General features: G+C 64.8%; 13 protein-coding genes. 1 reads left to right on the forward strand and 12 read right to left on the reverse strand.

What is annotated here, in order from left to right; translation table 11 throughout:
• Positions 1–163: 163 nt before the first annotated feature.
• The 3 genes from AC3WJE_RS19000 to rsmD are packed head-to-tail and all read right to left on the reverse strand — an operon-like array spanning position 164 to position 1,850.
• The gene (locus AC3WJE_RS19000) at positions 164–655 is read right to left on the reverse strand and encodes a hypothetical protein (protein WP_493732396.1); all 492 of its coding nucleotides are present in this window, start codon (positions 653–655) and stop codon (positions 164–166) included.
• 47 nt (positions 656–702) lie between these two features.
• Positions 703–1,209 (reverse strand): pantetheine-phosphate adenylyltransferase, encoded by a 507-nt coding sequence (gene coaD / locus AC3WJE_RS19005; RefSeq protein ID WP_493732397.1) that lies wholly within the window; start codon positions 1,207–1,209, stop codon positions 703–705.
• Complete coding sequence (gene rsmD / locus AC3WJE_RS19010) at positions 1,206–1,850, reverse strand: 16S rRNA (guanine(966)-N(2))-methyltransferase RsmD (protein ID WP_493732398.1); 645 nt, start codon at positions 1,848–1,850, stop codon at positions 1,206–1,208. Before rsmD ends, coaD begins: the two co-directional genes overlap by 4 nt.
• 187 nt (positions 1,851–2,037) lie before the next feature.
• Here rsmD and htpG point away from each other — a divergent pair, with 187 nt between their 5' ends.
• A complete protein-coding gene (gene htpG / locus AC3WJE_RS19015) occupies positions 2,038–3,936 on the forward strand; it encodes a molecular chaperone HtpG (protein ID WP_493732399.1) in 1,899 nt (632 codons plus the stop codon).
• A gap of 163 nt (positions 3,937–4,099) precedes the next feature.
• On the opposite strand, the gene AC3WJE_RS19020 is transcribed toward htpG, so the two are convergent.
• The 9 genes from AC3WJE_RS19020 to AC3WJE_RS19060 form a co-directional block, all read right to left on the reverse strand.
• Positions 4,100–5,131 (reverse strand): glycoside hydrolase family 43 protein, encoded by a 1,032-nt coding sequence (locus AC3WJE_RS19020; RefSeq protein ID WP_493732400.1) that lies wholly within the window; start codon positions 5,129–5,131, stop codon positions 4,100–4,102.
• A 96-nt stretch (positions 5,132–5,227) separates the two neighbouring features.
• Positions 5,228–8,179 carry a TonB-dependent receptor gene (locus AC3WJE_RS19025; protein ID WP_493732401.1) on the reverse strand — a complete coding sequence of 984 codons (2,952 nt, stop codon included), beginning with the start codon at positions 8,177–8,179 and terminating at the stop codon, positions 5,228–5,230.
• A gap of 828 nt (positions 8,180–9,007) precedes the next feature.
• Positions 9,008–11,887: a TonB-dependent receptor gene (locus AC3WJE_RS19030; RefSeq protein ID WP_493732402.1), complete on the reverse strand. Its 2,880-nt coding sequence runs from the start codon at positions 11,885–11,887 to the stop codon at positions 9,008–9,010.
• Positions 11,888–12,362: 475 nt separating this feature from the next.
• On the reverse strand, positions 12,363–13,883 hold the full coding sequence (locus AC3WJE_RS19035; RefSeq protein WP_493732403.1) for a glycoside hydrolase family 27 protein: 1,521 nt from the start codon (positions 13,881–13,883) through the stop codon (positions 12,363–12,365).
• A 107-nt stretch (positions 13,884–13,990) separates the two neighbouring features.
• Positions 13,991–16,396, reverse strand: coding sequence for a beta-L-arabinofuranosidase domain-containing protein (locus AC3WJE_RS19040; protein ID WP_493732404.1), 2,406 nt, complete (start codon positions 16,394–16,396; stop codon positions 13,991–13,993).
• Between the two features lie 320 nt (positions 16,397–16,716).
• Positions 16,717–18,246 carry a family 43 glycosylhydrolase gene (locus AC3WJE_RS19045; protein ID WP_493732405.1) on the reverse strand — a complete coding sequence of 510 codons (1,530 nt, stop codon included), beginning with the start codon at positions 18,244–18,246 and terminating at the stop codon, positions 16,717–16,719.
• Positions 18,247–18,446: 200 nt separating this feature from the next.
• Positions 18,447–22,748, reverse strand: a complete 4,302-nt coding sequence (locus AC3WJE_RS19050; protein ID WP_493732406.1) for an Ig-like domain-containing protein — start codon at positions 22,746–22,748, stop codon at positions 18,447–18,449.
• A 135-nt stretch (positions 22,749–22,883) separates the two neighbouring features.
• The gene (locus AC3WJE_RS19055; RefSeq protein WP_493732407.1) at positions 22,884–25,661 is read right to left on the reverse strand and encodes a TonB-dependent receptor; all 2,778 of its coding nucleotides are present in this window, start codon (positions 25,659–25,661) and stop codon (positions 22,884–22,886) included.
• Between the two features lie 372 nt (positions 25,662–26,033).
• A partial coding sequence (locus AC3WJE_RS19060; RefSeq protein ID WP_493732408.1) for a hypothetical protein occupies positions 26,034–26,290 on the reverse strand: 257 nt, incomplete at its 5' end.

Genomic DNA, 26,290 nt, shown 5'->3' on the forward strand with positions numbered 1-26,290 from the left:
GCGAGGGGCTTTACCGGTAAAGCCCCTCGCGGCTGAAGCCGCTCCTACAAAAGCCCGGGGCGAAACGACGCGGGAGGCGCCCGTTCCCGCCGCCGGCGTACCGGTGGCGGAAACGCGGTGCCTCCCGCGCGATGGACTGACGGGCCGAGGCCCGCTGCCCGGCTTACTTGGCTTCGACGAACACGTAGTCCGCGCCGGTCGCCTTGACCACGACCTGCACGCGCGCGTTGTCGGCGGCGTCGCCGATGAACAGCACGCGCACGCCCTTCATCGAATCGGCCTGCACGTCCTTGAACGAGGCTTCGATCAGATCGGCCATCTTGGCCGGGGCCGGCGAACCGAACGCCAGCATGTTGCCCGGCTGCACGCCACGGCTCAGCGCGGTCTTCACGCTCTCCAGCTGGCGGTCGTAGCTGCCCTGGAACTCGGCATCCGACTCCGGCGGGAGGTAGTACAGGAACGGGCTGTTGGTGATGGCACCCAGATTCTGGCCGACCACGGCCTGCAGGTACTGCTTCCAACCGGCGTTGTCGTCCTTGCCGGGGGCGACCAGCGCCTGCGGTGCCGCCGCAACCGGGGCCTCCTGCTTCTTGCAGGCCGCCAGGGCCAGCGTGGTCATCGTCGCGAGCGCCAGGGCGCGCATGGTGGTCTTCATAGAACTCCTCCCTCTCTGTGAACTTGGGTTGTTGTTGTGTTGGGGGCTCAGCCCTGGGCGCGGGCTTCGCGGACCTGGCGCAAGGCTTCGACGACCGAGGCCGGCACGAAACCGGACACGTCGCCGCCGAGCCGGGCGATCTCGCGCACCAGCGAGGACGAGATGAAGCTGTACTGCTCGGCAGGGGTCAGGAACAGCGTCTCGACCTCGGGAATCAGATGCCGGTTCATGCTCGCCATCTGGAATTCGTACTCGAAGTCCGACACCGCACGCAGGCCGCGCAGCAGCACGCCCGCGCCGACATCGCGCACGAAATGCGCCAGCAGCGTGTCGAAACCGCGCACCTCGACGTTGCCATGGCGGCCCAGCGCCTCGCGCGCCAACCCGACACGTTGCTCCAGCGTCAGCGCCGGGCCTTTGGAAGGGCTCTGCGCCACGCCCACCACCACCTTTTCGAACAGGGGCGCGGCGCGGCTCACCAGGTCGATGTGGCCGTTGGTGATCGGATCGAAGGTGCCCGGGTAAACGGCAATGCGGCTATTGGCCACGGTCATGCGTCTGCGGTCGGATTCAGGTCGCCGCGAAGTGTACCAGCGGCCCGCCGGTACAGCGCATGGCGCACCTCACCGGCCTCGCCTTCGCGATGCGGCAGCCAGTCGCCGGGCGGCGCCGGGCGCGTGTCCCGGGGCGATTCGAGGTACAGCCAGGCGTCGTCGGCCAGGCGTGCCGGCAGTGAGTCCAGCACTGCGTCCCAGAGCCCGGCGGCGAATGGCGGATCGATGAAGGCGATGTCGAAAGGCTGTTGCGCCGGCCGGCGCAGCCAGTGCAGCGCGTCGCTCTGCACGACCTCCACCTGCGCCTGTGCGCCCAGTCGGGCGACCTGTTGGCGCAGTTGTTCGGCCAGGCCGGGATCGCGTTCCACCAGCACCGCCGAGGCGGCACCGCGCGAGACCGCCTCCAATCCAAGTGCGCCGCTGCCGGCGAACAGGTCGAGCACGCGCGCGCCGGCGATCTTCGGCATCAGCCAGTTGAACAGGGTTTCGCGGACCCGTTCGCCGGTCGGGCGCAGGCCCGGCAGGTCGGGCACCGACAGCCGCGTGTTGCGCCAGCGTCCGCCGACGATGCGGATCTGCCCTTCCCCGCCCCGGGTGGGACGCCGCTGTGGCGGGCTGGGGGAGCGCGGTGGACGGGGCATGCGATGGGGTGATGAGAATGGGCCGGCATGATACCCCTGTGGGAGGGACTTCAGTCCCGAGGCCTTCCCGGTAACGCCAGTCGGGACTGAAGTCCCTCCCACAACCTTGAAATCGCCGATCGAAGCCATACCCCGGGTCCATCGGCCGCAGCTGTGCGGCCATCGCCCCCAAGGAGCCGACACGACGATGACCGTTGAAACCCGCAAAGAGACGCTGGGCTTCCAGACCGAGGTCAAGCAGCTGCTGCAGCTGATGATCCATTCGCTGTACTCCAACAAGGAGATCTTCCTGCGCGAGCTGGTCTCCAACGCCGCCGATGCGGCCGACAAGCTGCGTTTCGAGGCGATCGGGCAGCCGGCGCTGCTGGAAGATGACGCCACCCTGCGCATCCGCGTGGAGTTCGACAAGGACGCCAAGACCGTCACCATCGACGACAACGGCCTCGGCATGAGCCGCGAGGACGCGATCGCCCACCTCGGCACCATCGCCAAGTCCGGCACCGGCGAGTTCCTGAAGAACCTGTCCGGCGACCAGAAGAAGGACGCCAACCTGATCGGCCAGTTCGGCGTCGGTTTCTACAGCGCGTTCATCGTCGCCGACAAGGTCGACGTGTTTAGCCGCCGCGCCGGGCTGCCGGCTGCCGAGGGCGTGCACTGGTCGAGCCAGGGCGAAGGCGATTTCGAGGTCGCCACGATCGACAAGCCGCAGCGCGGCACGCGCGTGGTGCTGCACCTGAAGGACGACGAGCAGGACTTCGCCGACGGCTGGAAGCTGCGCGGCATCCTCAAGAAGTATTCCGACCACATCGGCCTGCCGATCGAGATGCTCAAGGAGCATTACGGCGAAGACAAACCGGCCGAGCCGGAGTGGGAAGCGGTCAACAAGGCCAGCGCGCTGTGGACCCGGCCCAAGTCCGAGATCAAGGACGAGGAGTACCAGGAGTTCTACAAGCACGTCGCCCATGACGCGACCAACCCGTTGGCGTGGAGCCACAACAAGGTCGAAGGCAAGCTGGAATACACCTCGCTGCTGTACGTGCCGGCACGCGCACCGTTCGACCTGTATCACCGCGATGCCGCCAAGGGCCTGAAGCTGTACGTGCAGCGCGTCTTCATCATGGACCAGGCCGAGCAGTTCCTGCCGATGTACCTGCGTTTCATCAAGGGCGTGGTGGACTCCTCGGACCTGTCGCTGAATGTTTCGCGCGAGATCCTGCAGTCCGGCCCGGTGGTCGATTCGATGAAATCGGCACTCACCAAGCGCTCGCTGGACATGCTGGAGAAACTGGCCAAGGACAAGCCGGAGGACTACAGCACCTTCTGGCGCAACTTCGGCCAGGTATTGAAGGAAGGCCCGGCCGAGGACTACAGCAACCGCGAGAAGGTCGCCGGGCTGCTGCGCTTCGCCTCCACCCACGACAGCGGCGGCGAGCCGAGCGTGGCGCTGGCCGACTACGTGTCGCGCATGAAGGAAGACCAGGACAAGCTGTATTTCCTGACCGGCGAGTCATATGCGCAAATCAAGGACAGCCCGCACCTGGAAGTGTTCCGCAAGAAGGGCATCGAGGTGCTGTTGCTGACCGACCGCATCGACGAGTGGCTGATGGGATATCTCACCGAGTTCGACGGCAAGTCGTTCGTCGATGTGGCGCGTGGCGACCTCGACCTGGGCAGCCTGGACTCGGACGACGAGAAGAAGGAACAGGAAGAGATCGCCAAGACCAAGGAAGGCCTGGCCAGCCGGATCAAGGCCGCGCTCGGCGACGAAGTGGCCGAGGTACGCGTCTCGCACCGTCTGACCGATTCGCCGGCGATCCTGGCAATCGGCCAGGGCGATTTGGGTCTGCAGATGCGCCAGATCCTGGAAGCCAGCGGCCAGAAGCTGCCGGAGAGCAAGCCGGTGTTCGAGTTCAACCCTGCCCATCCGCTGATCGAGAAGCTCGACGCCGAGCCGGACATGGAGCGCTTTGCCGACTTCACGCGTGTGCTGTTCGATCAGGCCGCGCTGGCTGCCGGTGACAGCCTGAAGGACCCGGCGGGCTATGTGCGCCGGCTCAACAAGCTGCTGCTGCAGCTGACGGTTTGAAGGCGACCTTAGGACGAAATGCATGAAGCCGGCCCAAGGAAGGGCCGAGCAGTTGCCGTCATTCCCGCGAAAGCGGGAATCCATGGACGTCAAACCAAGCGAAAGCAACGTCCTTGGATCCCCGCTTTCGCGGGAATGACGAGCAAAGCAGCTTGTGCCCTGCCTAACCGCCGGTCTTTTTTTCGTCCAGCGACCAGGCGTCGCGCCAATCGATCCGGAAGCCCTCGCCTTCCAGCGTCAACGGCAGCCACACGTAACGTCCGTCGATCGCATCCTCGGGATTCCAGCGATCGCCGATGTAGATGAACTGTCCCGGCCGCCCCGGCCACGGCAACACGTATGTGCTCTGACTGCGGAAGGTGGTCGCTGCCTCCGCGCCCTGCGCCGGATTGCCGAACTCGGTCCACGGCCCCAAAGGCGAAGATGCGGTGGCCCCATGCGCCGGATTGGGCTTCCAGCCGGTGCACTCCGAACCGACAAAGTAATAGCGGCCGGCGTGCTTGAACACCGTCGGCGCCTCCAGCCACTGATCGACGAAGATGCGCTGGTAATCGGATTCGACGTCCAGATAATCCGGCTGCAACCGTGTCACATGCATGGTCGCGTTGCCTTCGGAGCTGTAGAACAGGTAGGCGCTGCCGTCGTCGTCCTGGAACAGCGTCATGTCGCGTGACTGCTGGCCGTTGGGCTGGAACGAGCGCAGGTAGCGATACGGACCGTCCGGACGCGTGGCGACGGCGACGCCGACCCGCGCGTCCTTGTAGCCCTGCCCTGCCCGCTCCAGGTGGAACCACATCACGTAGCGGCGCGTACTGGCGTTGTAGAGCACCTTCGGCCGCTCGATCACCGCGCCGTCGGCGATGTCGGATGAAGGATCGCGCGAGATCGGCAACGCGATACCGCGCGCATCCCAGTGCAACAGGTCACGCGAGCGGTAGACCGAAATGCCGACGTGCGCGGTGTTGCCGGCCTTGCCGGCGGTCTTGAATTCGCCGAACCAGTAATAGAACCCGTCGCGGGCGTGCATCAGGCCGGCGCCGTGGGCGTTGATGACATCGCCCTTGCGGTCATGCCACACCTCACCGGGATGGAACTGCGATGGCTCGGCCGCGCATGGCGGGACTGACACGAAAAGTGCCAGTACCACGATCGCGGCGGCGCGGACGGCGCGGAACGACAGGCTTGCAGTGTTCATGCGGGGCATGAGGTCTCTCTTGCGACATTCATTGGCTGTTGGAAACGGGAACGGCCGCGATCGGGAACGATCGCGGCCGCTGGATCCGCTCGGCGGTCAGTATGACCAGCGGGCGGTCAAACGCACGTAACGAGGATCCTGGTAGTACGTGACGGTCCCGTAGTTGGGATCGGACGCGCTCAAGGTCTCGTCGTGGTAGTAGTAGTAATACGTCGGACGGTGGAAGTCGAACACGTTGAACACGTCCAGTCCGACCACCAGCGAACCGCCCTTGTAGTCATGCTGGTACTCGGCACCGGCATCGAGGTTGTAGGTCCACGGCGTGCGCCCCATCGAGCCGCGCGAGTGCAACGTACCGCCGCAATAGAACGACACCGAGCCGTAGCCCTGTGCATCCGACGAGTCCGCGTAGCCGTCCGGGACATAACCCAGGCAGAGCTTGGGCGTACCGCTCATCGCCGATGCCGAGCCCTTCAGGCGAATGCTGTCGGTGAGCTGGTAGGTGCCGAATACCTTGAAGACGTGGCGGCGATCGTTGTTGAGATTGCCGCTCGAACCGGACATCAACGACGGATAGTCGAACGCCTCGCTGATACCCGCATCGTCCTGGCCGATGGTGGTCATGCTGTAGCCCTCGGCGTTGCCGTAGTTGTGCGCCCAGGTATAGGAACCACTGACGCTCCACTTGCCATCCCACGGCCGGCTCAGGGTCAGGTTCATGCCGTAGTAGATGCGCTTGTACTTGTCCACGCCGAACACGCTGGCCGGGATGGTGACCTTGGTCAGCTTGCCGTCGATATCGGCGTACCAGTCGGTGTCTTCGCCAGGATTGATCAGCACGCAGTTGTCGAACGCGCTGGCATCGAAGCCGGAACCGTACTTGGCCTCGCCCCAGGCCTGGACCAGGCCGGAGTAGCAGTAGTCGTCCATGCCGTTGCCGACCTTGCGCGCAGTGCCCTTCACGCCCCAGACCCAGTCGTTCCAGATCGCCTGTTCGAAGCCCAGGATCAGTTCGTCCTGGTACATCGGCTTGAGGTTGGCAGCGGTCACCTGCGTGGTCGAGGGCACTGAACCATCGGAGTTGACCACGGTGCCGAGCAGCGTGCCGAGGGTCGGCGCGGCGGTGGTGCCGTCGATCGCGCTGTAGGTGTACCACTGCGACACGTCGTATTCGTTGCCGGCCAGGCGGATGTTGGTGTTGGTCGGGATCGGGATGTAGTAACGGCCCAGGCTGCCATAGAGCTTGAAGCTGGCATCGCCGAACAGGTCGTAGGCAAAGCCCAGCCGCGGCGACCACAGGTTGTCGGACTTGATGAAGGTCTCGCCGGCCGCATTGCGGTTGTCGAAGCCCTCGTTGCGCAGGCCGATGGACAGGTGCAGCTTGTCGGTCAGCTGCCAGTCGTCGGACAGATACGCGGCGGTGTTGTAGGTGGTGAACGAACCGCTGTTGCGGTAGGTCCGCACACGCACCACGTCGGTGACACCGTCCGGCACGGTGATGCCGCTGCCGAGGTTATCGCCCGCACTGACTGCGTAGTAGTAATAGCGCGCGCCGCCGGAATACTCGGTGGCGGCGGTGCTGGTGAACTTCTCGTAGTCCAGGCCGAACTTGACGTCGTGGTCGCCGAGCTGCCAATCGAAATCCAGCCGTGCCGCATCACGCTTGTCGCCCAACCAGACGCCGTCACCCGGCTTGGTGGTGCTGGTCCAGCAGCCCATCGCGCTGCCGCTGCCGTCGCGGTAATCGCGCACATACGGGCAGTCCGCCGTGTTGCTGTCGTAGGACTCGCGCGAGTAGCTGGACTTGCCGACCATCGCCTTCATGGTCAGCGCGTCGGTCAGGTAACTGGTCCAGTTGAGGATGGTGACCGAGCCACCGCTGGCACTCCAACCGTCACCGGTGCGGGTGGTGCGGGTCGTGGAGAAGTCGTCGGCCAGCTTGTAGTAGGTGTAGTGATCGACACTGTAGTCGCGCCACCAGGTCAGGCCGAGGCTGTTGGCATCATTGATGTTCCAGTCCAGCTTGACGATGCCTTCCGGATCGTTGGAGAACGTGTCGGTGTACTTGGTCGGGGCACTGTTGGTGCCGTAGCTCTTGGCGTTGTCGTACTTGCCCTTCAGCAACGCGAAGAAGAACAGCTTGTCCTTCACGATCGGGCCGCTCGCCCAGATGTCGGCCTCGGCCTTGTTCTCGCTGTCGTTGGACGGATGCGCATACCAGCCGTCGGTGCTCTTGCTGCGGGTGTTCTGCTGGCTGCTGCGCAGCGCGTCGGGCTCGAAATAGCTGCTGATGCCGTAGTGGAATTCGTTGGTGCCCGACTTGGTGACGACGTTGACCACGCCGCCCAGCGAGCGCCCGAAGTCGGCCGGATAACCGCCGGTCTTGACCTGCTGCTCGGCCACCGCGTCGAACGGCACCATGCTGTAGGCCGACATCTTGTACAGATCGGTGACGTCGAAACCGTTGACGTAGTAGCCGTTCTCCTGGGCCGAAGCACCGGCGACCACCGGCAGGCTGCCGAAGGCGCCCGAACCGCGGCTTACGCCCGGCGTCAGCGCGGCCACCGAGATCACGTCGCGCCCGACCGGCAACCGCTCCAGCTCCGCGGCGGTGTAGATGGAACTGCTTTCCGACGTGCTGACATCGATGCGCGATGTCGCACTGGCACTCACGGTCACCGCATCCAGCGTCGCGGTGGCGCTGCTGAAATCGACCTGGGCGCCGCTGCCGACGCTGACCCGGATCTTGCGGGTGGACACCACGCTCCCGGCGCCGTCCTGCAAGGTCACCACATAGTTGCCCGGCGGCAGCGCGCTCATCCGGAACTTGCCATCGCCATCCAGCGGCAAGGTGCGCGAAAAACCATTGTCGGCGTTCTGTATCAACACGCTGCCGGTCTGGCCGCTGCTGACTTGACCATACAGCTCGCCCGTCGCGCTCTGGGCATGCACGCCGGCAGCCACACCCATTGCAATGGACAGGGCGAGCGTGCCTCGGCGCAGGCCGTGCAGCATCGTCGTGCGATGCCGATTCGTATGTTTGTTCATCATGGTTCTCCGTAGGGGTCGGGCAATATCCGGGCGACGCGCCGCTGAGCGCGGCACGGGACCCGTGTTTTTTTGAGCGCAGCCATCCACGCGCCATCGCGCATGCGAAGACGCAGGGCTGTTCTCGGCGGTTTTCTGTGATTCCCCGTTGCGACGGCGCAAGCCGCTCCATGCCGCCCCGATCCCGGGGCAACCGACGCACGCTCTCCTGCACTGCACACAAGCGAACGGCCCGCCGTGAAACGCGATCGGCCGGCATCGTTCTCGCGTGGTAATTCCCCGGTGCTGACGAACTCTCCCTTCGTCGGCACAGCCTCCCGTTGGGTGGCTGTCCTGGCGTCGCCGCAAACATCACGGCTGACGCTGCGCTACACGCGGATGACTGTTACATTTGCGTGAAGCGACGATTCATAGTCGGGCAAGCGAACCAGCACGTCTTGTCGCTATTCGACGATCTCGGGTTCGAATTCCGCACAATCGAACAAAGGCAAGTGCCGGAAGACATATCGCAGCCATGCGGGTCATCAACATGGAGGTGGCGGCATGGCCGCGCAGGTGGCAGCGAGGTGTTCCGTCGCGGGCCACGGGCCGCCCTTGCGGCGACCCCGACTTTAGAGTGTGTCACGCCCTTCTCATGAGTACGAAGCCGTTTGTGGCACGTCGAGAGACAAGGCGTGCGCTTTGCGACCTGTGCAAAGCGCGCAATGCAATATCGGCGCGCCACGAGCGACACGGAGCTGGCACCGCGCGGCTGACGACCAACGCATCTCACGAAAAAGGCATGACACGCGCCAAGCAGGCGGGCCGTGACCGGCCCGCCGGGATGGATCAGAACTTCACGGTCATCCGCGCCCAGTAGTAGCGGCCCAGCAGATCGTAGGTCGCCACGTCGGTGTTGGCGTTGGTGACGTTGTTGGCGTAGTACAGCGGCGGCTGCTTGTTGGTGATGTTGTCCACGCCTACTTCGACGCGCGTATGCCACTGCGACAGGTCATAGCCGGCCTGCACGTTGTGGTAGGTGTAGCTGCTGATCTTGCGCACCACACCGGCCTCGTCGTAATCCGCCGACAGGCCCTGCTCCAGATCGCTGCTGCCGATCTGGGTCTTGCCTACGTAACGCACGCGCCACGACGCGCTCCAGTCGCCCAGGTTCCAGCCGAGCGTGGCCAGACCGCGCCAGCGCGGGAAGTTGCCGTAGGCATACGTGTACTTGCCGACGTTGTGGATGGTCACCGAGCTGGAATCGGTGGTGTCCGGGTTGATGTCGTAACGGGTCAGGTAGGTGCCGTTGAGGCTGGTGGTGAAGCGGCCCCAGCCGGTCTCCGGCAGACGGTAGTTCAGGTTGAAGTCGATACCACGCGCCCACAGCTTGCCGAGGTTGACAGTCGGCTCGGCCACGTAATTGATGGTGCCGTTGTCGTTGCGATGGATCAGCGCGCAGAACGCACTGGCCGAGTTGGCGTAGCACTGGTTGAGCACGGTCTGCGCCGACACCTGGGTGATGGTGTCATTCAGATCGATGCGCCACCAATCCACGCTCAGCGACAGGCCATCCACCCAGTGCGGGTCGTAGACAAAGCCGACGTCGTAGGTCTTGCCGGTCTCCGGCTTGAGCTGGTAACCGGCCACCGCCGCACCCGAGGCCTTGCCCGAAACCTGGGCGTCGGATTGCTGGTAGCTGCCATCGGTCGGCACGTTGGCGCAGGCTGCCGCGTGACCGCCGGTATAGCCGTTGCAGGGATCGTTGACGGTGGCCGCGTCGCCGGCCACGCCCGCGTACAGCTCATTGATGTTCGGTGCGCGGAACACCTGCGACACGGTGCCGCGCAGCAACAGGTCCTGCACCGGGCGGTATTCCAGCGCGAGCTTGCTGTTGACCTTGCTGCCCACCGAGCTGTAGTCGGAGAAGCGCGTGCCGACGGTGACGTTGAGCGAGTTGACGCCCGGCAGGTCCTTCAGCAACGGGAACAACGCCTCGGCATAGGCCTCCTTGACGTTGAAGCCACCGTTCAGCACCGTCGCGCAGTACTCGATCACGCCACACATGCCGTTCTCGTCGCCCGTCCACAACGCATCGGCCTGGGTGCTGGTCGCCTCCCTGCGGTAGGAGACACCTGCGGCGAGGCTGGCGGTGCCGGCCGGCAGATCGAACAGATCACCGTTGGCGTTGGCTTCGAACTGCTTGACCGTGTAGACGCTGGTGACCACCGGGTTGACCAGCATCGATTGCAGCGCGGCGGTGTTGGAGGAATCGTTGATGTTGAAGATGTTGATCGGCGTGCAGCCGGAGATCACGTTGCCGGAGGTGCCGCACTTGACCGTGCCGTCGCTGTCCAGGAACGACGGGCCGATCGCCTGGTTGAACTTGGCGTAATCCAGGAAGCCGTAGTTGGTCGACTGCTGCTTGACCCGGCCGTAGTTCAGCGCCGCATCCCAGCGCCAGGAGCTGTCACCGAAGTTGCCGCGCAGACCCGGCGTGATCTGGAAGTTGTAGGTGTCGTACTCATAACGACGGTTGCCAAGCGCAGTGATGCGCGTATTGAGGCCGTTGTACGAGGTACCCGTGGTGCGATCGGTGCCGAAGTTCACGCCGAACGGGTTGTAGTAGCTGTCGGCCGAGACCAGGAAGTTGTCACCGTTGGCGAAGATCGGGATCGGCGCGATGATCGAGGCCGACTCGGTCTTGCTGAACCAGGTGTTGACGTAGGCCTCGACGTTCTCGGTCAGCCGATAGGTGCCGAGCACGAACGCATTGGTGCGCTTCTGCGGCGTCTGCAGCAGGTTGTAGGGCTGGTAGTTGTACGAGTCGGCGCTGGCGTTGTAGCAATGGTAATCACTGCCATCGGTGCTGCCGCTCACGCCTTGATTGAGGGTCACGCGCGAACAGCCGTGTTCGGTCGCCAGCGTTTTGGCCTTGTCGGAGCCATCGTTGAAGCTGATTGCGCCGGTCGGCGTGGCCGAAGAGCCCTGCTTCACCGATTGGCCGTCGATCAGGTACAGCGCATCCTTGGAGTAGTCGCGCGAAGCGGCCGAGACCGAGTCGATGTTGTGATACGACAGGCCGGCGACGATGCTGCCGCGATCCCAGGTCTTGCCGGCGGTCAGTGCGAAGTTGCGGCGGTTGCCGTCGCTCTTCCAACTGGTGCCGAAGTCGCTGCTGAACTGCACGCCCTCGAACTTCGAGCGCAGGATGAAGTTGACCACACCACCGATCGCATCCGATCCGTACACGGCCGAAGCGCCGTCACTGAGCACTTCGATGCGCTCGATCATGCTGGCCGGGATCGCGTTGACATCGTTGTAGGCCAGGCGGATGCCGTTGACCAGCACCAGCGTGCGCTTGTCACCCAGGCCGCGCAGCGAGATCGTCGCCGCACCGGTGCCGCCACCGTTGTTGGTGTACGGGTTGGTGGCGTTGCCGGCAATCGCCGGCAGCTCCTGCAGCAGATCGCCGACCGTGGCCTTGCCGGTCGAAGCGATCTGCTCGGCGCTGACCGTCACCACCGGGTTGGCGGTTTCGGTATCCACGCGGCGCAGGCGCGAGCCGGTGACGACCACGCTGTCGAGGGTCTGGGTGGCGCCGCCGGAAGCACTGGCGTCCTGCGCGCGGACATCGGGGCTGGCGGTCAGGGCCAGCGCGGCGGCGACGGCCACGCTCAGCGATGTGGGAAGTGAGTGAACCAGGCGGAACGATGGAAGCGACGACATCATGAACTCCTCGGCAAAGACATGGGAATCAGGGCAAAGCAACCCCGCGCCGGCTTGCGCCAGCGTGTTGAAGTACGTGGTGTCCTCCCCACCGCGACCGCGAGCTACCTCGCGATGCATTCACGAGCGGCAGGTGCTGCTTGCGCACGAACGGCCCGGCACGACGGGTCGTCGCGGATAGGCCAGCGACGTTCCTTCATGAGACGGTCACACTGTGCCGGTAGCGGCATGTGTCGTCTTGTCGCATTTGTGATGTGTAGACGCGGAAATTCGCACGATTGGCGAGCGTGTCGCGATACCACTCTGCTTCGTCTGGCCCCTGCCACGACGTGTCAAAGCGGCCTGATGCGTATTCATTTCGCAGACCGGCCGGCTGCCGATCAATGCCTAATACAGGTGAAGGCGCGCACGGGAGCGGGCCGGGTGACGCGGCGGATCGATCACACCGCTATTCAGTCTTGGAAAGACCGCAGCGTCAGCGCCGCAGGATCAGCAGCACGACGCCATGCGCGGGCACCTGCACGCTACCGGTTGCAGGATTGAGATCGCGCCCCTGCCATACATCGTGCAGCCGTGCGATATGGTCCAACCCAGCGTCGGCGGCGGAGAACGCCACATCGCGCGCCTGCTCATCGCGATTGAACACACCCAGCGCGACGCTGCCGTCGGCCAGCGGTTTGGACCACAGCTCGACACCCTCGGCCTTGCGCACGGCGCTGCCCTGCTTGCCCAGCGAATCCTGGTCGATCGCGATGACCTGTCTGTTGAGCAGCGTCTTCAAAGTCTGCGCGGACATGGCGCGCAGGTCATTGCCCAGCAACAACGGGGCGGCCGACAGCGCCCACAGGCTGATGTGGGTGCGGTATTCGTCCTCGCTCATGCCGCCGTTGCCGACTTCCAGCATGTCCGGATCGTTCCAGCCACCGGGCCCGGCGTGGGCTGCGTCGCCGTTCTTCTCGAAACCGATCCGCGCCATCACCGCGTACTTGTCCTCGATGTCGCCGCTGGTACGCCACAGATGACCGCCGACATCACGGCCCCAGCTGCCGACGTGGTCACGGCCGTACTGGCACAGGCTGTAGACGATGCCGCGCCCGGTGGCGCGCAGCGCCTCGCCCATCTGCAGGTACGCGCGCCTCACGTCCTCGGGGCTGCGGAAGATGCCCTCGCCCGAGCACAGGTCGTATTTGAGGTAGTCGATGCCCCAGGCCGCCCAGGTCCTGGCGTCCTGTTCGACATGGCCATAGCTGCCGATGTAGCCGGCGCAGCTCTTCGGGCCCGGTGAGCTGTAGATGCCGAGCTTCAAGCCGCGTGCATGCACGTAGTCGGCCAGCGCTTTCATGTCCGGGAAATGCGCGTTGGGCTGCAGCACGCCGTTGCCGTCGCGCTCGCCCTGCCAGCCGTCGTCGATGTTGACGTAGACGTAGCCGGCATCGCGCAGGCCGGAGGACACCAGTGCGTCGGCGATGCCGCGGATGGTCGCATCGTCGATCTTGTCGGCGAACTTGTTCCAGCTGCTCCACCCCATCGGCGGCGTGCGCGCCTGACCATCGGGTTCGAGCTTGTGGAGCGCCGGCAGCGGCGCGACCTTGAATGCCAATCGCTGCGCGTCGGCCTCGTCGCCACGTCGGCCGACAATGTCCACGTCGGTGCTCCAGATGCGCCCGACCACATGCAGTTGTCCGTCGTGCAAGGTCGCCGTCCACGGCAGCGGCGGCAGCTTGGCGTTGCCATTGTCGATCTCGAAGTGTGCGACATCACCCTCGATGCGCAGCTTGTTCATCGGCAGGTCGCCGTACCAGTCGGTGGTGATCGCACCCTGCGCGCCGCCGTCCTTGAGCGAGATGCGCAGGTAACGCGGACCGGGAAAAGACGGGCCGTCGGCGAATACCCATACACCTTCCAGCGCCACCGCATGTGCAGCGCTGGCCTGCGATGCACCCTCGCCCGCTCGGGAGCATGCGCCCAGCGCCAGCATCAGGACAATCAGCAACACACGAGCTGCGCTGCGTCGTACGGGTCGAAAACGATTCAGATCGAAGCGCGTCATGCGGGTGCCTTGGTGCGAGAAGGCCGTGGCGAGTGCGCCGACGGCCGTGGGAGTCAGGCCGGAATCAGCCAGCCGCCGAACAGCGGACCGGCGGTGTCGCCATGCTGCGGTTCGAAGCGCAGTGTCAGCGTTTTGGCGCCGCGAGTGAGTGCGGGCTGCAGCGGGTAATCACGATCGATGAAATCGATCACCTGACCGCGCTCGACCTCCACTTCCACCGCCAACGTGCCATTGACCAGGATGTTGAAGCGGCCCTTGTCGCTGCCCCAGAAACGCAGCCGCAATGCCAGCGGTTTCTCGCTGCCCTTCATCTCGAACTCGACGAAGCCCTTGCCACGCACGTCGCGGCATTTCTGCCGGCGGTACTCGCCGCCAAACGAGGTATCGCTGCTCAGCTTGTGCGCCTTCTCCGAGGCATCGTCGCCAAACTGGATCACATCGACCGCGCTGGCCTGCATCGCTTCGAAGGCGGCCTTCTGCTGGCGCTTGCGTTCCGATTCGCGCGTCCACTGCGCCGGGTCCATGCGCCGCAGGTAGAGCGCGCTGCGGCGGTCGTACTGCGAATAGAACGGCACGAAGGTCAGTCCCTGTGGACGCGAGGTGCTGGCCAGATAGGTCCCGGGTTCGGGCAGTTCGGAGAAACCGGACAGCGGCGAGACATCGGCCACCAGGGCCGGATCCGGCGCGTCGTACGGCTCGTTGGAGGGACCAAGATCAGCGGCCAGCGCCAGCGGACCGCGCATCACCACCACGCTGTCGGCGTCGCCGGCGGCATGCTCCAGCCGCAGCGGCGTGGCGAATTCCACTTCGATCACATCGCCGGCTTTCCAGTTGCGCTCCAGCACGATGTAGCCATCGACCGCCTTGCCCGACTGTTTGGTGCCGTTGACACGCACGCTGTAGCGACCTTCGCTCCAACCGGGCACGCGCAGCAGCAGCCGGCGCGGCGCCTGTGCACCGGCGCGCTGGATCTGCATGCGCACCTTGCCGTTGTCCGGCACGCCGCTGTCCAGCTCCAGCGCGAAGTTGCGCTCTTTCCAGTCCAGCGCCGAGGGGATGTAGAGGTTGACGTACAGCGACTGCGCGTCATGCCAGTAGATCGAATCGCCGAACTGCGCGTGCGCCTCCATGCCGGTGCCGACGCAGCACCAGAACGAGTCGAACTTGTCGGAATACTCGCGGCCGCCGCCAGCGATCATCGGCATCATGTAGGTGAACATGCCGGTGCCCGGATGCTGCGCCGCCATCGTGTGGTTGTGCAGTGTGCGCTCGTAGTAATCGAAATAGCGTGCCTGCGGCGTCCACTGGTACAGGTGCCGGGTCAGCTTGAGCATGTTGTAGCTGTTGCAGTGCTCGCAGGTCTGCTCGGTCAGGAACGCGGCGATGGTGTCCGGCTGCTGGAAATACTCGCGGTCGGCATTGCCGCCGATCACGTAGCTGTAGTGCGCGGTCACCGTCTCCCAGAAGAAGCGCGCGGCGGCGGCTGAATCGGCATCGCCGGCCACCTCGAACTGACGCGCCTCGCCGATGAACTTGGGGATCTGGGTGTTGGCATGGATGTGCGGCAGCGCATCCTGACCGGCGATGGCCGGATCGATCACCTTCTCGTGACGCAGGCGCTTGCCGATCGCGATCCAGCGCGCCTGCCCGGTGCGTGCGCCGAGTTCGATATAGGACTCATTGAGGCCGCCGAATTCGGTATCCAGCAGCTGCTGCATCTGGGTGTGGTCGAGCGCATCGAACACCCCGGCGAAGTAGGCCGCCACCGGCACCAGCACCTCCAGCGCCTGCTGGTTGCCGGCCATCGCGTTGGCGTCGAGCAGGCCGGCGAACAGCTTGTGCTGGGTATACAGCGGCGACCAGCTGCCGTTGAGGTTGAACTTGCTGCCCTTGATGACACCGCGCCGCACGTCCTCCATCACCCGCTTGCCGCCTTCGACCTCACCCTTGTCGTTCTTGCGGGTGAAGCCACCAACGTAGCCGTCCTTGTCGGCCGCCTGCGCACGCGCCAGCTCGGCGACGATGTGATCGATGCGCCGCTTGGCCTCGGCATCGCCGGTCTGCGCATACAGCTTGGACAGCGCGCTCAGGTAATGACCCAGCGTGTGGCCGGAAATGGTGTCACCTTCCCAACCGCCGTAGCTTTCACCCTTCGGCGACAGGCCGGCGTACTTGAGAAAGTTGCACAGCAGGCGGTCCGACTCCAGCTCGACCAGGTAGCGGCGGTTGGTCAGCAGCGAATCCAGGAACAACGACGGCTTGAGCCGCACGTCCTGCAGCGGCACCGCGCTGACCTTGCCGGCCTCCGACGCGGCCGCTTCCAGCGGAAAACGCAGGAAACCGGCGGCGACCGCCAACGCGCTCCATTGCAGGAAGCGGCGGCGCGCCGGGTCGTCCATTCCGCTGGTGACGTCGTGGGCGCAATCGGAAACGGGTACCGGGCAGGTGGACTGACGCATGCGGATTTCTCCTGGGCGGTGATCGGCACACGCGGCCGGATCGGAACAGAAATCGTCGTCCCCGCACAGGCGGGGACCCAGTGCCTTGAAGGGTCTACGCGAGGACACTGGATCCCCGCCTGCGCAGGGATGACGGACATGAAGCTGTCTGCGGCACAACTATCTCCCCCAAGATGCCCGCGCGTCTTGACCCGAGGCCCAGGCGCCGATGCGGAAGTCCGCATGAAATGTACCCGAGCGTGTGAAACCGCGGGTATTCATTAGCATCGTAGGAGCGGCCCTAGGCCACCTGGAGCCGCTCCTACAGGTCATGACATTCGCTAGTCACAACCGATCTCGGTCGGTGCCACCGGTTGCGGCAACACCTGCGGCTGCGTGGCCAGCGCTTCCCACTCCTGCACCGCAACACCGGCGTGCGCGTCGCCGTCACCAGACGCATCGAACACCGCGCGCAGACAACGCGTGGTCACCGGCGCAAAGCGCACACGCTGGCGCACGTCCGGCGCGGTGCCATATCCACTGGCACCCGGCACCGGCAACCAGCGGCGGTCGTAGCGATATTCCAGATGCCACGCACGCGGTGGCGCGACACCGATCCTGGCGCCGGCCGGCTGGTCGGCAAAGAACACGATCGCGCTGCCGTCCAGCGTCACCGGTTGCGCCCAGGCGTACTGGATCCATGCCTGCGCCGGCGGCTGCGGCGTCCAATCGCCCCACATGTCAGGCGGCAATGGCGCGGCGCGGACGATGCCGTCGTTGAGCGCGGCGATCCAGTACTGCACCGGCACGTGCGGACTGTTGGAGGCGCTGGCGAAGGCCGCCGGCGCGACGTTGCGCTGCGGCTTCGGCGCCGGTTGTGGGGCGTGGGTCGGCTGCACCGGACGCATCCGCGCGGGTGTCGTGGTGTCGTCCCATTCGATCCGGTCGATCGCCACGCTGCGGCGGAAATGGCCACCGCCCCGCGCATCGGCGGTGTGATAGGTGAGATACCACTCGCCGTTGTATTCGATCACGCCCGGATGCGAGGTGGTCGAGGACACTGGCCTGAGGATCACTCCACGGTAGGTCCACGGCCCGCGCGGCGTCGGCGCGGTGCCATAGGCAATGCAGGCGTGATAGATCGCCGGCGTGCACGGCGAATCGGGGCCGGCGTTGTTGCCGGCATAGACCATGTAGTAGGTCTGTCCACGCTTGAATAACCATGGTGCCTCGAAGAAGCCGTCCAGCGTGGTCACTGCGAACTCGGCGCCCTTTGGCGTGAGCATGTCGCGTTCCAGCTCGATCCCGCGCAGCTTGCCGAAGGTGCCCCAGTACAGATACACGCGACCGTCGTCATCGATCATCGCGGTCGGATCGATGTTCTGGATATCGTTCTTCTCGGGCAGCGACTGCGACACGATCGGCCCCTGCGGGTGCGCATCGCGCCATGGACCGAGTGGGCTGTCGGCAACCGCAACACCGATACCAAATGGATCGGCATCGTGGGTATCACGCTGTGCCACCGGCGCGTAGAGGTAATAGCGCTGGTCCGGCCCCTGCACGATCTGCCCGGCATAGGCGCGACCGGGCGCGGCCCAGGCGAATACCTGCTCCGGTCGCAGCATGGCCGGGTAATGGGTCCAGCGACCACTGGCGACGTTGTCGGTGGCAAGCAGCTGCCACTCTTTCATCACGAAATCGTTGACGCCGGGGGGAGCTTCATCGCGGCCGGCGAGGATGTAGAGCTTGCCATCGGCGACCAGGGGGGCGGGGTCGGCCGAGTAGTAGCTGCCGTCGGCCATGATCGGGTTGCCGTGGGCCTGCACCGCACGTGAGGTGCTTGTAGCTGATGCGCTGGGCGTAATGGTCATGCACGCCACCATGATCGCCAAGCTCGTCATCCCCGCGAACGCGGGTGCGAAGCGCCACGGCTTGCGGGCCACCGGCTCACGTGATGCTGCGTGCCCGCATTCGCGGGGATGACGGGAGAGAGATCGCGTGGAAGTCACTGGGTCTCCGCCTTCGCGGGGACGACGGTCGGAGAGAAACCGGAGCACCCTTGACCAGGCCATCACTGCCCTGCTCTCGCAGTACGCACAACGATATGCACCGGCAACGTGCCCGTCGCATCGCGACCGCTTACCGTGCCTTCGACCGTCAGCGTCGCGCCAGCAGCCAACGCGGCAGTGGGGGGCGAGTTCCACTGCACGGGACGGCGCTCGCGCGAGCCATCGTTGTACTGCACGGTGGCGAACACTGGCAGCACCGGCACCTGCCCCGGCGCGACCGACAGCTCCGGCAGTGCATCGACGGTGTTGATCTGCCCCGGCTCACTGGCACGGATCCACAGCGTCGCGGCCACCGGCACACCACCATCCGCCAGACCGTGTAGATCGACGCGACCGTCGCCCGCGATTCGCGCCGGATCCAGCGGCGGCCAACGCACGCCGATCTCACTCTGATTGCCATCGGCATAGCGCGCCGTCAGCATCGCGGGCAGCTCCGGCAACACGCCAGGAGCAGTGCGCAGGTCGAGCGGCTCGATCGACTGCGGCAGGTCGGCGAACACCTGCCATTCGTCGACGCCAAGTGCGGCGCGACCGTCCGGCAACGTCGCCGCCGACAGCACCACCCGCAACGCAGTGGTGACGACCGGCGCGAACGTCACGCGACTGGCCTCGTCCCTGCCCGCCACCGGATAACCATCCTTCGGCGCGATATCGATCCAGTCGCCGTCACGCAGGTACTGCAGCCGCCACGCCTGCGGCCGGCGCACCGCGCCATCCGGTGCGTCATCCCAGAAGTACAGCGTGCTGGCCGCAATCTGTTGCGGGCGCGACCAGTTGTACTGCAGCCACACCGTGTCCGGCCGCGTGCGTCCCCAACTGCCCCAGCGCCGATCGGCCGCGGGGGTCTCGCCCGCCTTGGGCACCACGCCGTCGTTGAGCGCCTCGACACGATGATGGCTGGCGGTCTGCTGCGCGCTCGCCTGCGCATCGCCTTGAATCTGCACGCCCTGCCCGACCGCCACCGGCGGCGCATCCACCACGACGATGGCGTGTCCCTGCGCGGCGCCGTCGTCAGCACTGAGCTGCAAGCGATAGCGGCCTGGTGCGGTGAAGCGCACCGCTGTCGCGGCCGCATCGGCGGCGTCGAAGATCGCCTCACCACCGCTCGGGCCATCGAGCTGCGACCAGCGCAACGTCAGCTGGCCATCTGGCAAGCCATCGTCGCCAACCTGCCCCTGCAAGCGGATCGCACCCGCACGATCCTGCTGCCAGGCGACGACCTGCGGCGCTTGATTGCCACCTGCACGTGGTGGCTTGCCGCCGCGTGCAAACAACTGGATTTCCTTCACACCGGTACGCAGTGCGCCCGCATGCGCGACCACCAGCCGCAGCCGTTGCGCGGTCAGCGCCGGAAAACGCAGGCGATTGCGATTGCCCTGGGCAATCAATGGATCACGCACCTGACCTGGCACGCGCGCCCAGGCTCCACCGTCGAAATACTCCAGCACATAACTCCACGGCGGCGCGTAACCGGCGCGGGTACCCGATGGAAAACCATGCGCCTCACCCGCCGGCGCGGAGCTGCGATAGAAGTACAGCACCGCTTCGTCCAACCGCTGCGGATGGCCGAGATCGAGTTCAATCCAATCACTGGCCGAAGGCGAACCCGCCGTGCCCCAGAACGGCTCGTTGGCGGTGCTGCCATCGATAGCAGCTTCGGCGTTGAAGCCCGGCGCGGTGTAGCTGGCCGAAACCTTCGCGCCAACCGCGAGGTCACCGACGCCGGACGGCAGCGTCGTATCCAACCCGGCATCAGCCATCACGTCCGTCACCCGGGCATCAGCGGCGAAGGCAACCTGATCGGCGCGTGCCAGTTCGGTGCGATGCGCCACCAGCACGCGCGCACCGCCGGCATTCACCGTGTCCGCTGCGAGCTCCACCTTGCCGCTGGCCGGATCGTAGATCACATGCGTCAGCCGATCCACGCTGAAGGCAAGCTTCCCGTCGAGATACAGCGAGTAGCCGGCCGGTACGCGTCCACCGTAAGCGTGCCCGTCGCGGTCCCAGACGATGGCCAGGTCATGATCGCGGTAGCGCAGACCATCGGCGGCGAAGTGATCCCACCCGATATCGATCGGATACAGCTCGATCCTGGCGTCGCTGCGAGGACGCAGGCCCATCGCATCCTCGATCACGGTGAAGTTGGTCGCACCGAGCTGGGTGTGGTGGATCCACGAGCGATAGCCGATATGGCCGCCATCCTCGGCGCTGCCCTGCGCCCAGAACTCGTTCTGGTCGGGATAACGGTTATCGCCGTCGATGTAGTGCGCCCAGGCGTTCCAGTACAGCAGCTTGCGATAGGACTGCGCGTCCAGGTACGGGCTCGGATAGTCACGCAGTACCTCGGCCAGCAATCGGAACATCACGGTGGAGTTGATCACCGAGAAGTTGTTGCTGCCGTCCGCACCACGCACCTGCAGATCGGCCTGATTGGCGGTGTAGAACGGAAACAGCGGGTACTGGTCGCGATCGGCAAACAGGCGCAACGCCCGCACATACTTGGCGTCGTAGTCGGTGTCACCGGCTTTGGGCATCAGCCCGACTGCGAACGGGTAGTAGTTGTTGGTTTCCTTCCAGTCCACCAGTTGGCCAGGACCACCGACCTGACGATGCTTGAGCAGATCACCGTGCAAGCCCATCGAATCCGGCGCATCGGTGTGGTCCTGCCACAGCACCGACAGCACCGAGGCGCGGATGTGCGTGGCGACCCCCTCCATCTCGTCAGCCAGCGCGCCGTCGCCAGCCACGCGCGCAGCCTCGGCGGCAGCCCTCGCATTGGCCCAGACGTAGGCGCTCTCGGTGCGATCCATGCGCACCTCGCCATGCTGCTTGGCCCAGTCGAACGAGACCGCATCGGCATCGTTGCCGGTCATCGCGGCCCAGTCGTACTCGATCAGGCCGTTGCCGTTGTGGTCGTAGGCCTTCAGCAGCCCGAGCACGTCGCCACGACCGTAGCCGGCAAGCTTGCCTGCAAGCGCCGCCGGACCGCCATGCACCTGATAAGCGCGCCAGGCGGCGGCGGTGAGGTATTGCGCGTAGGAGTTGGACCAGTTCTGCGGTGCGCCGGGGTTGTCCACGTACTTGCCGCCGCCGGCCACCTCGCCCGCACCAATCCAACTGCCGTAGGCATAGCTCGGATCACGCAGGTATTTGAGATCGTCCAGGAACATGCAGGTGGTCAGCACGATCGCGTTGTCGTAGCCGAGCACGCCCTCGATCGCGACTGGGAACTGGTAGTCGTTACCTGGCACCGCCGCATCGAGGAAATTGAAGCGCAGCAGCCACCATCGATAGAACAACGTCTTGTCGATGTTCTTCTCGGGCGTATCGAGGTACGGAATATTGTCGGCCCACCAGCGGTTGTAGGCGACCACGTGCTCGCGGTACGCCTGTTGCGGCGACTGCGCCGCGATGTGCCGGTACTCGGCCAACGATGACGGCAGTTCGCGGGTGGTCAGGCCGAGTTGCAACTTGAACGTGGCGCTGTCGCCCTGCGCCGGCACCTGCACCGTACGTGTCAACGCGCCATCGGCCGCCACGAAGCCGTCACCGGAGAAACGAGGAAACACCGTGGTGATGTCATTGCGCGCCTGGAAAGCACCAGTCAATTCGGCGCCGTCGGCATGCGCGGCCATCGGCGACACCCCGCGCAGCACCAGCGCATGCGCGCGACCATCCAGCGACGACAGCGTGACCTCGGCCACCGCCACGTTTTCCTGCGTGATGAACTTCACCAGCCGCAGGCGCACACCGGCAGCAGCGTCCTCGAACACGGTGGTGAAATAGCTCGGCGTCTGCCGGCGCTGCGCGGCGACTTCCTTCAGCGCCAGTGCCGTACCGCCCTGTTCGAGCTGCACCCGGAACAATGCGTCGTGCCCGGTCTTGTGCCAGTAGGCCGGCTCGCCGACGAAACCCGGCTCCTCCGGCTTGTGCGTGTACAGATACGCGGCACGGCCACGCGTGAACAACCAGTTGTTGGTATCACCGAAGCCACCGCCCTCGCCCGCACGCGCCAGCATCCGGTCGATCCAGAAATCCCGCCCCGGCACGCTGCCAGCATCATTCGCAACATCAGCCGCAAATACACGCTGCAGATAGCCACCCGGCGCGAATGCCACGCCGGTTTCCGGTACCGGATGCGCTTCACCGGTGAAGCGTGGATCGCCGATGCTGGCATTGGCATGGACCGGTGCGGGTTCTGCAGCATGTCCCGCGAACGCAATCGGCATCAACGTCAGCGAACTGAGCAGCAGACACCACCAGCATGGAATGCGGCGGTGTGGCATAGAAACGCGAATGTTCATCCAACCTCGTGGAACGCAGCGCCCTGGCTCGTCATCCCCGCGAAAGCGGGGATCCAAGGACGTCATCAGTTAAAAGCAGAGTCCCTGGATCCCCGCTTTCGCGGGGATGACGAGCGGAGGATCTGCCTACGTCGATCAGAACTCCCAGCGCACCTTGCCCCAGAAATAGCGGCCAACCGTGTTGTAGGTAGAGGCATCGGTGTTGGAAGCGTTCGAGTAATAGCCGTAGTACATCGGCGGCTTCTTGTCGAGCGCATTGTCCACGCCGACCGACGCGGTCAGGCCCAGCGACTTGAACTTACGGGTGGCCGTCAGGTCGTGGTAGATGTAGGACGGCACGCCAAAGTACACGCAATCACCATTGGCATCGGTGTTGTAGCAGTAGCCTTCGTAGGCGCTGCCGACGGTGCTCTTGCCGATGTAACGCATCGTCCAGCCGGCATGCCAGTCGTTGTAATCCCAGCCGACGTTGAGGTTGGCCTTCAAGCGCGGCAGATTGCCGTAGCTGGAAGTCTCGCCAACGTAGTTATGGCCATCGTCGCCAACCAGATACTTCGACATCACCGTCGCATCCAGACCCAGCTGGAAACGGCCCCAGCGATCGGTCGCCAGTTGGTACTTGGTGCTGAAGTCGTAACCGCGAATCTCGACCTTGTCCAGGTTGATCGCGTACGGGACGGTGACGCTCTCCAACTGACCGGTGGAGCTGCGCGTCACCAGTGCGCAATAAGCGGCCACACCCTTGTAGCACTGGTCGAGCACGTAGGTGTAGTCGACGCCGGTGATCATGTCCTTCAGCTTGACGCGCCACGCATCCAGGTTGACCGAGAAGCCCGGCAGCCAATCCGGGTCGTAGACCACGCCGACGTCGTAGGAATGGCCGGACTCCGGCTTGAGATCGAACCCGGCATTGGCATCGCCGGTGACGATCACGGTCATCGAGCCGGTGTTGGCGAAGGTGCCGTCGGTGGAGACGTTCTGGCAGCCACCACTGCCGGCGCCGCCGGTATAGCCCTCGCATGGGTCGTAGTAGCTACCCGCGTCATTGATGCCCTGGTAAGGCGAACCATACAGGTCACCCAGCGCCGGTGCGCGGAACACCTGCGCGGCGGTGGCACGCACCAGAAGATCGGAAATCGGACGCCATTCCAGCGCCAGCGAGCTGTTGGTGGTGGTACCCCAGGCGCTGTAGTCGGACAGACGGCTACCCACGTTCAAGTTCAGCGAATGCACCAGCGGCAGATTACCCAGGATCGGTACCAGCAGCTCGGCGTAGGCCTCCTTCAGGTTCTCGGCATGGCCCTGCTTCATGATGCAGCCGTCCATGTAATCGCAGGCGCCGTACTGATCGGCCATCGCCACCGAGCTCTGCGTGCCCTGGTGGAAATCGTTCTTGCGATATTCCAGACCGAACGCGGCCTTGACCTCACCAGCCGGCAGCGTGAACAGCGTGCCGTTGGTGGCCAGATTGAGATTCTGCGAGGTGCTCTCGTCCTTCAGGTCTACCGGCAGCAGCGTCGATTGCAGCGCCGCGATGGTGGCCGGGTCGTTCAGGTTGAAGACGTTGGCAGTCTCCAGCACGTTGACCAGCTCGGAGGTCACCGCGAAGCCGTAGCGCACCAGCTTGTCCTTGTAGCTGGCGTAGCCGAGGCTGGCGTCCCACTGCCAGCTCGAATCACCGAAACCACCGCGCACGCCACCGACGAGGTTGGTCTGCGCCATCGAGGAGACGTACTTGCGGCTGAAGATCGACGAGCGAAGGATGTAATCGCTGAGGTCCGAACCGAACGGGTTGTACGGATTGCTGGCGACGTCCGCGCCCAGTCCGGCAGCACTGATGCCGTAGGGCTGCAGGTGCGAGGTGGTCTTGCTGTGAGTCCACAGCAAGTCAGCGTAGGCCTGGATGGTGTCAGTGATGTCCCAGGTGGCACGCATCGTGAAATTGGTGCGATCCACCGGCGTGATCATGTACTGCGTGCCGTAGTAGTTGTAGCGGTCGCCGGACTCGCTGCCGAACGTGTGGAAGTCGGCTGTGGTCAGGGTGCCCGCGCCCACGTCGTAGTTCGGCGTCAACCGGCTGCCATCGCTGAGCACCGCGCGGGTATTGCTGCCGGTCATGCTGCCGATCACGCCGTTGATGTAGCTCAACTGGCTCTTCGAGAAGCTGCGGTCGCTGTTGTACAGCGCATTCTGCGAGTTGTGGCTCATCGCCAGCATCAGGCTGCCGTGGCTCCAGGTCTTGCCCCACTCGGCATCGAAGTTGCGGCGGTTCGCATCGCCATGACCACTGATGCCGTAGTCGACCTCGATCGCACCGCCGTTGTAGCCGTTCTTGAGGATGATGTTGACCACACCACCGATCGCATCGGAGCCGTAGATCGCCGACGCACCGGCGGTCAACACCTCGATGTGATCGATCATCGCCGCCGGGATCGAGTTGACGTCCACACCGGGCGCGGCGCTGACACTGCTGGCCGGGCCGGTCATGCGATGACCGTTGAGCAGCACCAGCGTGCGCTCCGGGCCAAGACCACGCAGCGAGACCAACGCACGGCCATGGCTGAAGCCGCTGTTGATCGAGGTATTGACCTGATAGCCGGCCATCACCGGCATGCTCTGCAGCAGATCGCCGACGGTCGACTTGCCACTGTCCTCGATGCGCTGACGATCGATCGTGACCACCGGACTGGCGGTTTCCAATTCAACACGCCGGATGTGCGTGCCGGTGACCGTGACGGTATCGAGCTGCTTGGCAGCCTTGTCCTGCGCATCGTTGCTACTGGCATCCTGCGCGTATGCCGGCAGCGCGGCCGCACTCATTGCCAGCAGAATCGCCAGCGACAACGGACGCGAACGCAAGGTGGCGGGCGACGCAACTGCGCCATGGGCGGAAAGCGGAGAGCTGGGCGACATCGGGAGATTCCTCTGGCGATTCTGGACAAGGGAGCGCTGGAATTCGGGCCGAACGATCCCGTTCCGGCGCCTGCGCGCCGAAAGCGAAACGGTCGATGTGCAACGGAACTGCGAGACGCGCCTATGCGGCGGATGCCGTCACGGCGTGCGTGGGACGTACCTGAGAGCTTTCACGATTTCCCCACGTGAAATTCATCTTCCCGTAACAGTACCACCAGCGTCTTGACCCAAATAACGATATGAAGTGCGGAAATCCGCACTTTTTGCCGATGGCACGTATTTTTTGTCAGGCACGTACTGTCCTGGCGGATTCGCTGTTTGTCACATACGTGAAGGCGAGAGGCACTTCGCAGGCATGAGGACTGACGTTGCTCATGAGTAACCACGCCAAGAAAAATCAACATGCATGGCCGAGCCATCGAAGTGGCTTTGGCTTTGGCTTTGGCTGCGGCCGTTGCCGTTGCCGTTGCCGTTGCTCGTGATTTTGCTGTTGCTGTTGCCTTGGACTTTGACTTCCCCGGGGCCCCATCCGCAGCGACGGAGCCAGCGGGGAAAACCCGAAGGGCGACGTGCATGGATGCACGTCGTTTTCTGCCGCGGCATGGATGCCGCGTCAGAAAATCCCGCTG

This window comes from Pseudomonas sp. GW821-FHT07E12 (assembly GCF_058986605.1).

What these genes read in the sequence shown, in the direction of transcription:
- htpG (WP_493732399.1), top strand. Translation starts at nt 2,038, where the DNA reads ATGACCGTTGAAACCCGCAAAGAGACGCTGGGCTTCCAGACCGAGGTC.
- coaD (WP_493732397.1), bottom strand. Translation starts at nt 1,209, where the DNA reads ATGACCGTGGCCAATAGCCGCATTGCCGTTTACCCGGGCACCTTCGAT.
- AC3WJE_RS19030 (WP_493732402.1), bottom strand. Translation starts at nt 11,887, where the DNA reads ATGTCGTCGCTTCCATCGTTCCGCCTGGTTCACTCACTTCCCACATCG.
- AC3WJE_RS19045 (WP_493732405.1), bottom strand. Translation starts at nt 18,246, where the DNA reads ATGACCATTACGCCCAGCGCATCAGCTACAAGCACCTCACGTGCGGTG.
- AC3WJE_RS19020 (WP_493732400.1), bottom strand. Translation starts at nt 5,131, where the DNA reads ATGAACACTGCAAGCCTGTCGTTCCGCGCCGTCCGCGCCGCCGCGATC.
- AC3WJE_RS19000 (WP_493732396.1), bottom strand. Translation starts at nt 655, where the DNA reads ATGAAGACCACCATGCGCGCCCTGGCGCTCGCGACGATGACCACGCTG.
- AC3WJE_RS19055 (WP_493732407.1), bottom strand. Translation starts at nt 25,661, where the DNA reads ATGTCGCCCAGCTCTCCGCTTTCCGCCCATGGCGCAGTTGCGTCGCCC.
- rsmD (WP_493732398.1), bottom strand. Translation starts at nt 1,850, where the DNA reads ATGCCCCGTCCACCGCGCTCCCCCAGCCCGCCACAGCGGCGTCCCACC.
- AC3WJE_RS19050 (WP_493732406.1), bottom strand. Translation starts at nt 22,748, where the DNA reads ATGAACATTCGCGTTTCTATGCCACACCGCCGCATTCCATGCTGGTGG.
- AC3WJE_RS19025 (WP_493732401.1), bottom strand. Translation starts at nt 8,179, where the DNA reads ATGAACAAACATACGAATCGGCATCGCACGACGATGCTGCACGGCCTG.
- AC3WJE_RS19040 (WP_493732404.1), bottom strand. Translation starts at nt 16,396, where the DNA reads ATGCGTCAGTCCACCTGCCCGGTACCCGTTTCCGATTGCGCCCACGAC.